Origin of the sequence: Bacillus sp. AFS012607 (genome assembly GCF_002558005.1) — a bacterium.
GTDB lineage: Bacteria > Bacillota > Bacilli > Bacillales > Bacillaceae_G > Bacillus_A > Bacillus_A thuringiensis_S.
Map to the genome: position 1 here is coordinate 15,115 of NZ_NTVM01000041.1, position 15,796 is coordinate 30,910.

A 15,796-nucleotide genomic window follows, 5' to 3' on the forward strand; every position below is an offset into this window, starting at 1 on the left:
TTACGCATCCCATTTTTCTCCCTTCTTACTAGATCCCTAATTATTTTTCTATCTGTATCTATTATGCAAAAAATATGACAAATTTACTATCGAATTAACTTACGTAAACCTTACAATGTTGTAAGGTTTTAAAAAAGATCCCCATCTTTATTCAGATGAGGATTATTAAAAATTAGTTGGATTTTCATTCTTCATTACAAACAGAAAGTAATACATTGAGACTTTCTAGTTATACTATATGAAAATTACTATCTTTTAACTATCGAATTACATTACAGAAGGCTTACATGTTTGTAAGTTATGTGTAATGTAATTCGATAGTTCCCCTTACTTATATTTCGTACAATAACGTTAGAAAGTAAGCCAAATAAGAAGAACACTCACATAACCAAATTACATTGCTAGTAGCTACTCTTCTTATACCTTTCACCTATGCTACTACAATGTACCCCCTTCCCCTTTATATAATAAAAAAGCCTTAGTCTATATGTACTAAGGCTTTTTTGTTAATCTCAAAAATACCCTTACCCAGTATTTTTATTTTCGACAAAAAATAGCTGGGGGTATATTTTACTATCTCATCGTTAAAAGTTTGCTCTTCGCATTTATAGGAATATTTGCAACCTCAATCTCTTCAATCGATTCACCGTAACGTCCTTTTGCAAAAACCTTTAATGCTTCATCTCTCTTTAACATATGCTTAACCGTTTTCTTTATTTTCTGCTCTCTACCACGTTCATCGAATGCAATAAATTCATATTCATACCACTCATCACCAATATGCTGACCAATTGTATTCACAACCGTATAGTATTCTTTCGTCTTATAAAATGGATTATATTTATCGATAACCGGTCCAAGTTTCGTAGGCAGTAACATTACTACTATTACTATCATCGCTATTATAGTAGTGATCATTTTTTTCTTCATAATAAACATTCCTCCTCTGCAGGATATATATACATCCATTTTAAAAAGGGGGAATAAAATCTACTATTGAATCTCATTACATTACACTTACATTTTTGTAAGAATTAAAAAAGGTGAACGAATTTACTCGTTCACCTTTTAGCTTGCTTTAAAGCCACCGCCAAGTACATCACGTACATCATGTATAACAACGAAAGCATCTTCATCTACCCGGCTAATAACTTGTTTTAACTTAACAAGCTCTTGTTTATTAATAACAACATATAAAACTTCTTTATTTTTACCAGTATATCCGCCGCGCCCTTCTAATACAGTAACACCGCGTGTCATATTTTTCGTAATAGCCTCACGAATTAAATCTGGTTGATTCGAAATAATCGTAACAGCCGTTTTTGTATCCATTCCTTCTACAATGAAATCAATCACCTTCGCTCCGATGAACACAGCTACAAGTGTATACATTGCCTTTTCTTGCCCTATTATAAATACAGAACCAGCAATTACAACAATATCAATAATTAGTACGCCTTTACCTACGCTCCAACCTAAATATTGATTTGCTAACTGAGCTAAGATTGCTGATCCTCCCGATGTACCTCCGGCTTTGAACATACAGCCTAATCCAATACCCACAAATAAACCAGCAAATAAAGCTGCTAATAATGTATCACTATTTACATGATACTCAATATGTTCTGTAACGTATAAAAACAAAGATGTTTCTACAATCCCTAAAATTGTATAAATCATTGTTTTCTTATCAAAAAATTTATAACCAACAGCTAGTAAAATTGCATTTATAGCAAAGTTCACAATTCCTGGTGACCAATCAAATAAGTAGTACGTAACAACCGTTAAACCAATAATTCCACCTTCCGATAAACGGTTTGGAATTGCAAAGTAATTAATACCAATTGCGAATAATAATGAACCAATTGTAATTAGTGTTATTTCCTTTATACGTTGATTAACCATAGTTCATACCCTCCCCCCATTTGACATTGTATCACTATCTCCTAGAGGTTTAGAAGTGGTTTTTATTCCGCTTTTTCCCTGTTAAAAATTGAAATATTATGTTTAAACATAGGGGTGATTAATTATTCATATTTACTCTAACTGCACGGACAAATTGCTCCACATTCCCTTTCTGAATATACTTAGCGCGAATGGTTTCATGATTACAAGTAAATTCAAAATACGGATGAAAATCTATGCTATCTATATGCAAATATGAATACTCTTTAAATGTTGAAGAATAGTACGGAAATTTCCCGTAAAAAAGGAGACGTCTAGTAGTGGCAACAAAAACCCCATGTTGATACGATAATATAAAATTATCCTTCTCAAATATCCCTACCACAAAAGCCAGAATCTTTTCATCATCATCTACATACTTTTTCATACTCGATAAAAGTTCATTCATGCATATTCCTCCAAATTCTATTCATTGCATTAACACTTGAAAAGAATCCATGGATTATTACAAACCGGTTTAACTCCTTTATAAAGTATGAAACGCGTTTCCTGTCAAAGATATTTCAAAAAAAATAATCCGTTATGCGATTATACACATAACGGATTAAAATTAAACTGTAGAGCGTTCCACAAGTTCATATGGAATTTCCAGCTTTTCTTGTTCAGAACTCTCGTCATTCACTTTTCTATGCAACATTTCAAAAGCAGTTTTCCCTATCTCCTTTAAATTTTGATCAATAGTTGTCAGTTGTAACACTTGTGAGATAGGTTGATTATCAAAGCCAATAATCGCTAAATCCTCAGGAACTTGAATGCCTAATTTTTCAACCTCTGTCATAACACCAATCGCAACCTCATCACCTGCTACTATTAATGCTTCAGGAAGATCCTGCATCTCTTTTAACTTATGAGCTACTTTCACACCATCTTCTAGTGTAAAACATTCTGTAAAAATCCATTCTTCATTAACATCTTCGTCTATAGATTGCAATTGCTGTTTATAAACATCAAAACGCTTTTGACTACTCGGCCCTAATTTTCTTCCCGTACAATAACCAATTTTTTTATAACCTTTCTCAATCAAATAATCCATTCCTAATTGAAAGGCCGCTGAATGATTCGTATATACACTTGAGATGTTTGAAATATCATTGTCTTCACAAGCAATTATTGCGCCGTAAGAAGCATACGGTTCTATCGTTTCCCAATCATTTGCACGTGAACAAATAATAAGACCATCCAATTGTTTTGTTTTTAACATATGTAAACTTTTCATTTCTTCTTTTTTATTATAATTCGTTTGGCAAAGTAGCACCCTGTAATTATGCGCTAACGCAGTCTCCATCATTCCGCTCACCATCGCATCAAAACACGGATGATTAATATACGGTAAAATCACACCAACAATATTCGTTTTTCCTTTTGATAAATGAACAGCATTTGCGTTTTGCGAGTAATTCAATTTCTCAACTATCTCTATAACCGCTTTTCTTTTTTCTTCACTTACATATGGGTGATCATTCAACACTCTCGAAACAGTCGTAACTGAAACTCCCGCCATCTTTGCAATATCTTTAATATTAGCCATACACTCACCTCTACCTTTAACTTAATGAATCTCATGAACATATGTCAAATCTTCTTATCATTACACCTTCATTCGTTTCTCTTACAAAAGTGTAATTTTTCTGTAAGCTAATTCGATAGTGACTTTCCGCAACATTTCATACAATTGAGTCAGAAACAGGGTAACAACTATTCGAAAAGGAGCGGATTAATATGATGAACAAAATGAAAACAAACAATTTCTTAAATACAATGGGCATGGTATTTTCCGCTCTTATCGACGCAAAAGCTGTTGCTTCTACATTAAACAAGCAAGGAGAATGTATTATGAATAACATCACTTTTAACAAATTAGATTTTTTAGGACTAGCTAGTGGCTCGCTTCTTCTTACTGCTTTTATTTACGCCGCTACGCTTGTATAACTTTGTGTCCCCTTTCCCCTTTATTATAAATAGTAATAGAAAAGACGACCGTCTATGCCCGGTCGTCTTTTCTTATTTTTGATTTGATTGCAAAGCTTCTTTTAACTCCTCAAACTTCTCATTTAATTGATCTGTCATCATTTTCATAGCGGTTTTTCGATCTATTTGTTCTCCAGCCTCAATTTGAATTGGATCTCCAAAAATCAATTGTGCCTTTTTCCCCTTTATTAATTCTTTTACACTTGATGGACCAACATAAGCTGCTGGTACTAACGGAACATTAGAACGCATCGCAATTGTCACAGCACCCGCTTTTAATGAAACATCTTCCGCTGATCTCGTTCCACTCGGAAAAATCCCTACTACCTTTCCTTCTTTTAATAAACGTGATGGAATTTTAAGTGTACTTGGTCCTGGGTTCGCACGATCTACAGGGAATGCATTTACATTTTTAAAGAACCATTTTTTGAATTTCCCTTCAAATAATTCTTTTTTGGCCATGTAATGAATTTGAGTTGGATACATCCCTGTAGCTAACATTAATACATCCATAAAACTTGTATGTGTACATGCAACAACATACGGTCCACCTTCTGGTAGCTTTTCTCTCCCTTGTACTTCTACTTTTCCAGCTGTTTTAAATATATATTTCAACAAAAATGTAATTGGTTTATACATTTGTTTCGTTCCTTTCTAAACATCCGAAGTATAATCATATCCTTATAACAATTATAACACTAAGTTTTAGGAGTTGGTAATAAAATTAAGTATGAATTGTTAAATTTCAATTCTTACAAAAGTGTAATTTTCTTGTAAGCTAATTCGATAGTTACTTCTTACTATATTTCATACAATTAAGTCAGAAACAGGGCAACAATTATTCGAAAAGAAGTGGATTAATATGATGAACAAAATGAAAACGAACAATTTCTTAAATACAATGGGCATGGTATTATCAGCTCTTTTCGATGCAAAAGCTGTTTCTTCTACATTAAACAAGTAAGGAGAATGTATTATGAATAACAGTACTTTTAACAAATTAGATTTTTTAGGATTAGCTAGCGGCTCTCTTCTTCTTACTGCTTTCATTTACGCTGCTACGCTTGTATAATTTTGTGTCCCCTTTCCCCTTTATATAGAAAAAGACGACCGTCTATGCCCGGTCGTCTTTTTAATTTTTTCTTTCTTTCAACTCTTTTAAAAGCTGTATCAGCTCAGCTTGTTGTTTTATCTTTTTACGACCATTTCGATTAATTGCTGCAAGCTCACAGGCAACTCCGACGGCGAAGAAAAACAATAAACTTTCTAACATGTGAAATCCTCCATTTGCCTATTAAACAGCTTGACGTAATTGTTCTTCTTGTAAAACTCTCTTATTTATATTTTCTTCTTTTCTCTGGCAAACGTTATTGCGAATAAGTGCTGCAATAACAAGTACAGTCCCTATAATATCAAACATTGTGATCTGATACCCTTGCATCATCATAATAACTAAAGTCGTAATTGGTACAAAATTAATAAATAAAATCCCATTAATGGATGATAAAATTTTCACACCGTAGTTCCAAGCAAGTAGCGCTACAATACCTGGCAATGTCATCATAAATAACAAATCATACTTCACAATAGAAATCGTTCCCATACTAGGAACTGAAACATATCCAAGCGACGTAATAATTACCGTTATAATTCCTGTAACAGTCGTACCGAATACACACGTCAACGTAGAATAACGTAATGTTGACCAATCACTACACGTTTGACCACCCATCGTATAAATAACCCAGCCTACAACACCAATAAATATAAATGCTAATGAGAACATATTATCTTTCAATGTTACAAAGAAACTCATGTCACCTTTTGTAATAACAAACACAGCTCCTACAAAAGCAATAACCATACTCGTTATCATATACTTCTTCGGTTTTATATGCTTATATCCCCATAAAATACAAATAGAAATCATCGGCATAAGTGATTCCATAATGGAAGCTACCATTACACCCGACTTACCCATTAACATTTGCCCTAAAAATATGAGGACATTATATACTGTAAATGCCATCGTTCCAAAAAAGACGAGTAACTTTCCTCTTCCCTCTAAACGAAATGCCTGTTTTCCTTCTTTCATTAACAACAATACAATCAGCATTATCGCCACTGCTCCATAACGAATAAGCGAAAAATAAAATGGATCTATGTATTCTAGCGCATGATCAGCAACTGGAAACATCGCTCCCCATGACATACTCGCAATTAAACACGCTAAAGCCCCTATTATCATTTGACCTCTTCTCACCGCAATCCCCCGTTTCTTTCTATTTGCACAAAGAGAATTGTAAAAGAAAAAATATATCACGTAAAATGATTCAAAACGATGTTAACTATCATTTATAATGATAGTTAACATCAAGGGGGATTACAAAATGGAATTAAGAGACTTACAAATCTTTAAAAGCGTTGCCGACCAGGGTAGTGTAAGTAACGCAGCAAAGGAATTAAATTATGTACAATCAAATGTAACTGCACGTATTAAACAACTAGAAAACGAATTAAAAACCCCACTCTTTTACCGCCATAAACGAGGAATGACTTTAACAGCTGAAGGAAGAAAAATGCTCGTTTATGTTAATAAAATTTTGCAAGATGTCGACGAACTAAAACAAGTATTTTTAGATAGTGAAACACCCTCCGGTATATTAAAAATCGGTACAGTAGAAACAGTAAGTACATTACCTACCATTTTATCTTCTTACTATAAAAGCTATCCGAATGTCGATTTATCATTACAAGCGGGTCTAACAGAAGAATTGATTAGAGAAGTACTTGATCATCAATTAGATGGTGCCTTTATATCAGGTCCTATTAAACATCCACTAATCGAACAATACGATGTTAGTACAGAAAAATTAGTGCTTGTAACACAAAATAAAGCTTTTCATATAGAAGAATTTACAACAACGCCTCTACTCGTTTTTAACCAAGGATGCGGATACCGTTCCAAACTAGAACGATGGCTGAAAGACGAAGGTTTGCTACCAAAAAGAATTATGGAATTCAATATATTAGAGACAATATTAAACAGCGTTGCACTCGGCCTCGGAATTACACTCGTACCACAGTCTGCTGTCCATCATCTTTCTAAAGCAGGTAAGGTACATTGTCATGCAATCCCTCAAAAATACGGCAGTATTTCAACGGTTTTCATACGCCGTAAAGATAGCTATATGACGAATTCAATGCGTAGTTTTTTAAAAACAATTGAAGAACATCATCATATCAATATGCTGTGAAAGACATTCTTACATGAATGTCTTTTTTTCTTACAAAAGTGTAAGTCTTTCGTAAGCTAATTCGATAGTTGCAAGTAGCCATATTCCCTATAATTAAGACATAAGCAGGGCAACAACAATTCGAAAAGGAGCGGATACGCATGATGAACAATATGAAATCAAATAAATTTTTACATACAATGGGCATGGTGCTATCCGCACTTGTCGATGCAAAAGCTGTTGCAACTACATTAAACAAATAAGGAGAGATTATAATGAACAACATTACTTTCAACAAATCGGACTTTACCCCGCATTAACGGGCAGTAAGACTCCCACTTCAAAATTCAGCGAAATCAAAGAAGTTAGGTTTAGGATCAACTGCCCGTAAAAGCCCGATTGGTTCAACTAATAATCAGCGAGGGATACCCCGCCCTCACTGATTAAAGTTTCACTTTATCGGACTTGCAAGTGGAGCTACTCTTCTTACAGCTTTCATTTACACACTTGCTCAAGGTCTTATTTAATACTTTGTTTCCCCAAACCCCTTTATATATAGAAAAAGCTGTTCGTCTTATAGACAAGCAGCTTTTTAGTTTGTTTCATATATAATTTGACCTGTTTTCTTAATATCATATCCGCCAATTGCATTTAATTCATTATGAAATTCTTCCGATTGCAGAATGTCTTTCACGACTTCAATCAGCTCTTCATTTTCTTTATTCTTCAAAATTACTAAATCATACTGTTCTTTCATGATTGGAATAAAGTCCACATTTACAATTTGCGAAAACTTTTCTGAACCTACTCCTACATCAGCTTTTCCATTTGCAACTTGCGTGGCAACACCCAGATGATTCGATTCTTCCCATTCATATCCACTAATATCAGCTTTATTTAATTTTTGGATTCGTAATTGTTCATCCACTAACACTCTAATACCAGAACCCTTTTCTCGATTTACAAACTTTATAGTGGATCCGGATATGTCAGCCCATGTCTTTATTTTCTTCGGATTTCCTTTTTGGACATAAAACCCTACATTTCTGGACAATAAATTAATCATAATACATGGTTGACCTACTAAAATGCGTTTTACGTAAGGAACATTATATGTACCCGTTTCACCATCAAACAAATGCAAACTAACGATACTTCCTTCTCCTTGATACATTTTCACTAAACTTGTTAAGCTACCTTGATACGCTCTTAAAACATTAGAACTTGGCAAACGATTTTCTATACGTTTAGCTAACATATCTAACGTTAGTTCTTGACCACTAATAATACACGTGTTCAAGATACTACTACCATCGTTTTTCACAGGAGTAACTTGTACCTTTCCTGTTTTCATTTGTTTTATATATTGATCTAAATCCACTGCATCAATGCGCATCTGTCTACCAACTCTATAAGAAGGAAGTTCTCCTTTTTTAATTAAGTCGTATACAGTTAATTTTGATACCTTTAATCGCTTTGCTACTTCTTCCGTTGTGTAGGAATGATGATCCATAGACGATTCCTCACTTTCTCCTTTCATTGTAACAAAGAAAAGAATATTTCTCCTATTTTTTAAAAATAGATATGTGTTCAAATTATATTCAATTATAACTAGTTATATTTAGTTATAATTAGTTATAATTAGTTATATCAAAATGAAAGGGGATTTTTTTATGAATAAATTTACATTACGTTCTATTGGGGCACTTATACTTTCTTTCCTTCTTATATTTAGTGCTGCTTGTACAAGTGGGGAAAAGAATACAAAGTCAGCTGCTAAAGAAGATAAAACAGTTGAACTGACTATCTCAGCTGCTGCAAGCTTACAAGATGCATTAAAAGAAATTGAAAAACAATATAAAGAAAAAGAGCCAAATATCAAACTTTCTTTTAACTTCGGTGCTTCTGGAGCACTTCAACAACAAATTGAACAAGGTGCACCTGCTGATTTATTCTTCTCTGCAGCAGAAGATAAATTCCAAACCCTTGTAAAGAAAGGATTCATTAATGAAAAAGAAGGGAAAAATCTTCTTGGAAATGAACTAGTTCTAGTCATCCCTAAAGATAGTTCTCTTACAAAATTTCAAGATTTAAAAGATGAGAAAATCAAAAAAATTGCACTTGGTACACCTGAATCTGTACCTGCTGGAAAATATGCAAAGGCTTCTCTAACACACGAAAACCTTTGGAATGATGTCCAAAATAAAGTCGTATTTACAAAAGATGTTCGCCAAGTGTTAACATATGTAGAAACAGGGAATATCGATGCTGGTATCGTATACAAAACAGATGCTCTCATTTCAGATAAAGTAAAGATTGGTGAAACAGCAGCAGCTACTTCTCATGAGCCAATCCACTATCCTTTAGGTGTTATAAAGGAATCTAAACATAAGAAAGAGGCGACTTCATTTTATGAGTATTTGCAGTCAAAAGATGCACAATCTATCTTTAAGAAATATGGATTTACAGTCCTGTCGTAATTACTATGAGCATTGATGCTATTATATCGCCTGTCTTTCTATCTTTAAGAGTAGCTGCGTGTGCCACTATTCTCGTTACAATTTTAGGGACGATTGTCGGGCGAGCACTAGCTCGCTCCTCATGGCGATATAAAGTACTATTAGAAACCATATTTTTATTACCAATGGTACTTCCACCAACTGTTATCGGCTTCTTTCTCATTATCATCTTTGGAAACAACAGCCCGATCGGAAGGTGGGTTGAATCATTATTTCAGCAGTCTATTATGTTCACATCTACCGCTGCGATCATCGCTTCTACAGTTGTTGCATTTCCGCTTATGTACCAATCAGCGAAAACGGGATTTTCTATCGCAAATGTACAAATTGAAGAAAGTGCTCGTGACCTTGGCGCAAGTGAATATCAAGTTTTTCTGCACGTTACACTTCCGCTCGCATTTCCTGCATTACTAAGCGGGATGATTTTGAGCTTTGTCCGCGCGCTCGGTGAGTTTGGTGCTACACTCATGTTTGCCGGGAACATTCCTGGTAAAACACAGACAATCCCAACTGCAATTTACATGGCCATTGACGCAAGTAATATGCAACTCGCCTGGACACTTGTGGTTATCACTATTAGTATGTCACTCCTATTTCTGCTATGTATTCAGCTTATTAACAAAAGAATTACTAACCTTTAAAGCAGCTTTTTTGGAAGCTGCTTATTTATTTCTTAGGAAATAAATAAGTCGTTGGGAAATAACTGAATTTTACCTCTTATTGAAATATACATTTTATTTGAATTCACTTTCTAAAATAGGCAATTTCCTGTTATTATATGGAGGTGTTTCAAAAAATGAAGAAATGAAAACGCATTTATATCGTGAATTCTTCATCCTGTTTTAGCGATCGGTAATCTTCTACTCTATTAGTGGGGCATTACCGATCGTTAGAACGATATGTAATTATATTGGTATAGGAAACCGAAGGGAGTCTTGTAATGGACATTTTATTAGCGCTTCTTCCTGCAATTGCATGGGGAAACATCTTATTAGTAAGCGTAAAAATGGGCGGTGGTGCATATAGCCAAACGGTAGGTATGACAATCGGTGCTCTATTCTTCGCAACAATTATGTATGTATTTACTCAACCAGCTTTAACAATGACAGTCTTAATTGTTGGTTTTATTTCAGGTTTATTCTGGGCTTTAGGACAAGTAAACCAATTAAAAACAGTTGAAAAACTAGGTGTTTCAACTACCGTAACAATTTCTACTGGTATGCAACTTGTTGCAACTTCTATCTTTGGGGTTATCGCTTTCCGTGAATGGACTACTACGACAACAATTGTTCTGGGAACGATTGCAATCCTATTAATCGTAGTTGGTGTTGTATTCACATCACTAGATGATAAAGAAAATGCTCAGCCACCAGGACAATTGAAAAAAGGACTTCTTACTTTAATTGTTTCTACTTTCGGCTATCTTGTATATGTAATTATTATTCGTTGGTATAATATCGATGGTTGGTCTGCTATTTTACCACAAGCAGTTGGTATGTTTGTTGGTGCGGTTGTACTGACGTCTAAACATAAACCATTTAACAAATATGCAATTCGTAATGCTTTATCCGGTTTACTATGGGGAACGGGAAACTTATTCTTACTTCTTTCATTACCACGTGTCGGAGTAGCAACAAGCTTCCCATTATCTCAAACTGGAATCGTTATCTCAACATTCGGTGCAATTGTCTTCTTAGGTGAAAAGAAAACAAAACGTCAATTGATCTTTATTGCACTAGGCAGTGTTTTAATTATCGGCGGTGCTGTATTACTTGGTATGACAAAAGCATAATCTTATATTCTATCAGTAAACCCCTGAAGCATATATGCTTCAGGGGTTTTTCAATTCTAATTATTTTCTAGATATAATTATTTGTATGTTCTTGCCCCTTATAATTTCTCTTCCACTCTAGCAAACCAGCTACACATATAAAGAGATTAATAACAGCTAATATTAGTATGACATAGAAACCAGTATAAGTAATAGCCCTTTCCTTTACCATGAATTTCCGCCTTCCCATTATCCATTCCATCTACGGTAAGTCTTTTCTTTTTACAAAATTCTCTTAAAGATGATATCGTTTTTATAACATATCTCTACTAGAAAGGAATAAAGGATATGCTAACTAAACATCGAATTTTATTTATTGGTGCCGGTCGTATGGCCGAAGCTATATTTTCCGGATTACTTAAAACAAGCAAAGAGTACATCGAAGAAATTATCGTCTCTAACCGAAGCAACGCAGAAAAACTAAAACAGTTACAACATCGATATAATGTGTCTACTGCAACAGATTGGAAGCAGCATGTTACATCTGTCGATACGGTTGTTTTAGCAATGCCACCTTCTGCTCATGAAGAGTTATTAGCTGAGCTATCTCCGTTAATATCAAATCAACTTGTCGTAACAGTAGCAGCTGGCATTGGACCATCTTATTTAGAAGCTAGACTCCCAAAAGGCACGCCTGTTGCTTGGATTATGCCTAATACAGCTGCTGAAATTGGAAAGTCTATCTCCTTATATACAATGGGACAATCAATAAAAGAGATGCATCAAGAAACCCTGCAACTGCTTTTAAGAGGTATTGGTACTTCGCAACTTTGTACTGAGGAAGAAGTTCATCAGCTTACTGCAGTTACTGGAAGTGCACCAGCCTTCCTTTATTACTTTGCTGAAAGCTTAATTGAAGCAACAAAAAGTTATGGAGTCGATGAAGAAACCGCAAAACATCTTGTCATTCAAATGATTTCTGGCTCTGCTTCTATGCTCGAACAAACGCAAGATCCAGCTAACCTCCGCGAACAAGTAACAACGCCAGGTGGTTCCACAGCTGAGGGTCTCAAAAATTTATATGAATATAATTTTTCAGAGGCAATTCAAAAAGCAGTAGAAGCAACAAACAAAAAAGCTAGGGGGAAATAATATGACTTTAACAAGTTTAAAGGACTATACAACATTACATAACGGTGTAAAAATGCCTTGGTTTGGTTTAGGTGTTTTTAAAGTAGAAGATGGTTCAGAAGTAATTGATTCTGTAAAAGCAGCAATTAAAAATGGCTACCGCAGCATCGATACTGCAGCAATCTATCAAAATGAAGAAGGCGTTGGACAAGCGATTCGTGAATCCGGTGTTTCACGTGAAGAATTATTTATTACCTCAAAAGTATGGAATAGCGATCAAGGATATGAAACAACACTTCAAGCATTTGAAACTACATTAGAGAAATTAGGTCTAGAATATTTAGATTTATATTTAGTACATTGGCCTGTAAAAGGGAAATATACCGAATCATGGAAAGCATTAGAAAAGCTTTATAAAGATGGCCGTGTTCGCGCTATCGGTGTGAGTAATTTCCACATTCACCACTTACAAGACGTATTTGAAATTGCTGAAATTAAGCCAATGGTCAACCAAGTGGAATACCACCCACGTTTAGCACAAGAAGAGTTACACGCTTTCTGTAAAGAACATAATATCCAGCTTGAAGCTTGGTCACCATTAATGCAAGGACAACTACTAGATAATCCAACGTTACAAGAAATTGCGACAAAATATAATAAATCAACTGCGCAAATTATTTTACGCTGGGATTTACAAAACGAAGTTGTAACAATCCCTAAATCAATTAAAGAACATCGCATTATTGAAAATGCAAACATCTTCGACTTTGAATTAAGTGCTGATGATATGAAAGCAATTCAAGCTTTAAATGAAGATCGTCGCGTCGGTCCAGATCCAGATAACTTTAACTTCTAAGCGAAAAACCACTGCCATATGCAGTGGTTTTTTCATTTGAGATAACTGAAAATTTAAACTATATTCCATTTGGTTGACACTTCATTGTTCAAGGTGTAAGATTTTGAATTATCAAAGAAACACAAAAATTAATAAAATTTATTCGTTTACTCATTGTATCAAGAGAGGTGGAGGGACTGGCCCTTTGAAACCTCGGCAGCAGGTTCATTTTGAATACTGTGCCACTTCCTGCAAGCTTTATGCTTGAAAGATAGAATGAGGGACTTCGTTTATATACGGGTGCATAACTTGTACGTAAAAATCCCTCTTTCTCAATATGAAAAGAGGGATTTTTTATTTTTCATTTCCCTCATCATCATCCAAACTTAATTATTTAGGAGGAAAATCAAATGAAAAAGAAGTTTGTACCCGGTATTGCATCAGTTGTAGGAGTAAGTATTTTATTAACTGGTTGCGGTAGTTATAAAAACGAAGCAAGCGGAGCAAATGCAAAAGACGAGGCACCTAGCAAACAGGTTTTAAATTTATCTTCACCTACTGAAATACGAACAATGGATACGGCCCGTGCTACAGATACTGATTCTGGTCAAGTAATGAGAAACGTATTTGAAGGTTTGTATAATCTTGGTGAAGGTAACAAACCTTTCCCTGGCGTTGCAAAATCTCATGAAGTAAGTGGCGATAAAACAAAATACACATTCCACCTGCGGGATTCAAAATGGTCAAACGGCACTCCTGTTACAGCGAAAGATTTTGTGTTCGCTTGGCAGAGAGCCGTAGATCCAGCAACAGCCTCTGAATATGCATTTCTATTCTTTGATATTAAAAATGCAACAAAAATTAACAACAAAGAACTTCCAGCCGACCAACTTGGTGTAAAAGCAGTTGATGACCATACGTTTGAGGTAGAATTGGAGCGTCCTGTTCCGTATTTTATTAGCTTAACAGCGTTCCCAACATTTCTACCAATTAACGAGGAATTCTTTAAAGCACAAGGTGATAAGTACGCTTTAGAAGATCATACAATCTTGTACAATGGAGCTTTTACACTAAGCGATTGGAAGCACGAACAAAGCTTTAAATTCAAGAAAAACCCTACCTATTGGGATAAAGATACTGTCAAACTAGAAGAAATCAATTTTAACGTCGTAAAAGAAAAATCAACAGAAGTAAATTTATTCGAGTCAAAACAATTAGATCGTATAAAACTAACATCTGACTTTGTCGATAAATATAAAAAGGATGCTAACTTTAAAGAACGTCCAAACGTAGGCGTACAATTTTTACGTATGAATCAACAAAACAAAGTACTTCAAAATGTTTCTGCACGCCAAGCAATTAATCAAACAATTGATAGAAAATCCTTTGTAAATACGTTATTAAATGATGGCTCTACATCAACACTTGGTCTCGTTCCAAAAAACTTTGCAAAAGGACCTGAAGGAAAAGACTTCCGTACTGCAAACGGCGATTTAACAAAAGTTGATACAAAATCTGCACAAGAGTTATGGAAAAAAGCTAAACAAGAGCTTGGTTCTGAAAAGATAACATTAGAATTATTAACGAGTGATGCTGACCTTGATAAGAAAACTGGTGAATTCTTAAAAGGGCAACTAGAAAAGAATTTAGATGGATTAACAGTAAATATAAAACCGCAACCGCGTAAGCAACAAGTTTCGCTTTTATTAAAAGGTGACTACGAAATCGGAATTGACGGCTGGAGCCCTGACTTTGCGGATCCAATTACATTCCTTGAGCTATTTACAACGAATAACCCTTATAACTTAGATCATTACTCTAATAAGGAATTCGATGAAACAATAGCAAAAGTGAAAACAACTTTAGCTGGTGATGAAAAAGCTCGCTGGGAAGCATTACTAGCATCCGAGAAAATATTATTTAAAGACTCTGTTATCGCTCCTCTTTACCAAAAAGGCGAATCTTATTTAGAACGTTCTTATGTGAAAGGAATTGTGCAAGTAGACTTTGCGGGTCAATTAAATTTCAAGTGGGCAAAAATTGAAAAATAAAGTAAAACCGTAATAAGTGAGGGTTCTTCATCCCCACTTATTATTAGCCCACACCAATTGTTTTTTTAGCAAAATATATTAAAAGCAGGTTCTCTCACACAAGAGAATCTACTTTTTTAATATATTATTCTAAGAAATTAACATTCTATTTTTATTATTGACATATAGTTCTTTCCAGTGTTAATATTCTAAATAATCAAAGAAACAAAATATTTCACCATCAAAATATAATGTCTACTACGTTGAAACATATAACGATAGATTATAGCTCAACATGTATATACATATAGAACACCTGATTACCTATAAACAAATATTTA

General features: G+C 34.5%; 17 protein-coding genes, 1 pseudogene and 1 riboswitch. Of the genes and pseudogenes, 10 read left to right on the top strand and 8 right to left on the bottom strand.

The window, feature by feature from the left end:
- Nucleotides 1-573: 573 nt before the first annotated feature.
- From CN409_RS28915 to CN409_RS28930, 4 genes are all read right to left on the bottom strand, one after another.
- Complete coding sequence (locus tag CN409_RS28915; RefSeq protein WP_000728422.1) at nt 574-930, bottom strand: YxeA family protein; 357 nt, start codon at nt 928-930, stop codon at nt 574-576.
- Nucleotides 931-1,068: 138 nt separating this feature from the next.
- Nucleotides 1,069-1,905, bottom strand: a complete 837-nt coding sequence (locus CN409_RS28920; protein WP_000248045.1) for a YitT family protein — start codon at nt 1,903-1,905, stop codon at nt 1,069-1,071.
- Nucleotides 1,906-2,023: 118 nt separating this feature from the next.
- Nucleotides 2,024-2,353, bottom strand: a complete 330-nt coding sequence (locus tag CN409_RS28925) for a PH domain-containing protein (RefSeq protein ID WP_001004243.1) — start codon at nt 2,351-2,353, stop codon at nt 2,024-2,026.
- Between the two features lie 162 nt (nt 2,354-2,515).
- A complete protein-coding gene (locus CN409_RS28930) occupies nt 2,516-3,493 on the bottom strand; it encodes a LacI family DNA-binding transcriptional regulator (protein WP_001273902.1) in 978 nt (325 codons plus the stop codon).
- A gap of 305 nt (nt 3,494-3,798) precedes the next feature.
- Between CN409_RS28930 and CN409_RS28940 the strand changes: the two genes are divergently transcribed.
- Nucleotides 3,799-3,894 (top strand): DUF3948 family protein, encoded by a 96-nt coding sequence (locus CN409_RS28940; RefSeq protein WP_001060007.1) that lies wholly within the window; start codon nt 3,799-3,801, stop codon nt 3,892-3,894.
- Between the two features lie 72 nt (nt 3,895-3,966).
- Here CN409_RS28940 and CN409_RS28945 read toward each other — a convergent pair whose 3' ends face one another.
- Nucleotides 3,967-4,572, bottom strand: a complete 606-nt coding sequence (locus CN409_RS28945) for a lysophospholipid acyltransferase family protein (RefSeq protein WP_000277776.1) — start codon at nt 4,570-4,572, stop codon at nt 3,967-3,969.
- Nucleotides 4,573-4,909: 337 nt separating this feature from the next.
- On the opposite strand from CN409_RS28945, the gene CN409_RS31620 reads away from it, so the two are divergent.
- Nucleotides 4,910-5,005, top strand: coding sequence for a DUF3948 family protein (locus CN409_RS31620; protein ID WP_001066117.1), 96 nt, complete (start codon nt 4,910-4,912; stop codon nt 5,003-5,005).
- A 60-nt stretch (nt 5,006-5,065) separates the two neighbouring features.
- Here the strand turns inward: CN409_RS31620 and CN409_RS28955 are convergent, their stop codons facing one another.
- Together CN409_RS28955 and CN409_RS28960 are read right to left on the bottom strand one after the other, a co-directional pair.
- A complete protein-coding gene (locus tag CN409_RS28955) occupies nt 5,066-5,206 on the bottom strand; it encodes a YrzO family protein (RefSeq protein ID WP_000894065.1) in 141 nt (46 codons plus the stop codon).
- A 21-nt stretch (nt 5,207-5,227) separates the two neighbouring features.
- Nucleotides 5,228-6,196 (bottom strand): DMT family transporter, encoded by a 969-nt coding sequence (locus CN409_RS28960; protein ID WP_002004285.1) that lies wholly within the window; start codon nt 6,194-6,196, stop codon nt 5,228-5,230.
- Nucleotides 6,197-6,323: 127 nt separating this feature from the next.
- On the opposite strand from CN409_RS28960, the gene CN409_RS28965 reads away from it, so the two are divergent.
- Nucleotides 6,324-7,190, top strand: a complete 867-nt coding sequence (locus tag CN409_RS28965; protein WP_063546223.1) for a LysR family transcriptional regulator — start codon at nt 6,324-6,326, stop codon at nt 7,188-7,190.
- Nucleotides 7,191-7,615: 425 nt separating this feature from the next.
- Nucleotides 7,616-7,696 (top strand): annotated as a pseudogene (locus tag CN409_RS31625) (DUF3948 family protein); the annotation flags it as partial.
- A gap of 65 nt (nt 7,697-7,761) precedes the next feature.
- Here the strand turns inward: CN409_RS31625 and CN409_RS28975 are convergent.
- Nucleotides 7,762-8,682, bottom strand: a complete 921-nt coding sequence (locus CN409_RS28975; protein ID WP_002083993.1) for a substrate-binding domain-containing protein — start codon at nt 8,680-8,682, stop codon at nt 7,762-7,764.
- Nucleotides 8,683-8,842: 160 nt separating this feature from the next.
- Here CN409_RS28975 and modA point away from each other — a divergent pair, with 160 nt between their 5' ends.
- The 6 genes from modA (at nt 8,843) to CN409_RS29005 (ending at nt 15,476) form a co-directional block, all read left to right on the top strand.
- Nucleotides 8,843-9,649, top strand: coding sequence for a molybdate ABC transporter substrate-binding protein (gene modA / locus CN409_RS28980; RefSeq protein WP_001032237.1), 807 nt, complete (start codon nt 8,843-8,845; stop codon nt 9,647-9,649).
- A gap of 5 nt (nt 9,650-9,654) precedes the next feature.
- Complete coding sequence (gene modB / locus CN409_RS28985) at nt 9,655-10,329, top strand: molybdate ABC transporter permease subunit (protein WP_000020519.1); 675 nt, start codon at nt 9,655-9,657, stop codon at nt 10,327-10,329.
- Between the two features lie 299 nt (nt 10,330-10,628).
- Entirely contained in the window at nt 10,629-11,480 is an 852-nt protein-coding gene (locus CN409_RS28990) for a GRP family sugar transporter (RefSeq protein WP_000353549.1), read from the top strand.
- 327 nt (nt 11,481-11,807) lie between these two features.
- On the top strand, nt 11,808-12,611 hold the full coding sequence (gene proC, locus CN409_RS28995; protein ID WP_097981855.1) for a pyrroline-5-carboxylate reductase: 804 nt from the start codon (nt 11,808-11,810) through the stop codon (nt 12,609-12,611).
- A gap of 1 nt (nt 12,612) precedes the next feature.
- Nucleotides 12,613-13,446 (top strand): aldo/keto reductase, encoded by an 834-nt coding sequence (locus CN409_RS29000; RefSeq protein WP_000176912.1) that lies wholly within the window; start codon nt 12,613-12,615, stop codon nt 13,444-13,446.
- Between the two features lie 152 nt (nt 13,447-13,598).
- Nucleotides 13,599-13,703: riboswitch (SAM riboswitch) on the top strand.
- 132 nt (nt 13,704-13,835) lie between these two features.
- Nucleotides 13,836-15,476, top strand: coding sequence for a peptide ABC transporter substrate-binding protein (locus tag CN409_RS29005; RefSeq protein ID WP_000726448.1), 1,641 nt, complete (start codon nt 13,836-13,838; stop codon nt 15,474-15,476).
- Nucleotides 15,477-15,796 lie beyond the last annotated feature (320 nt).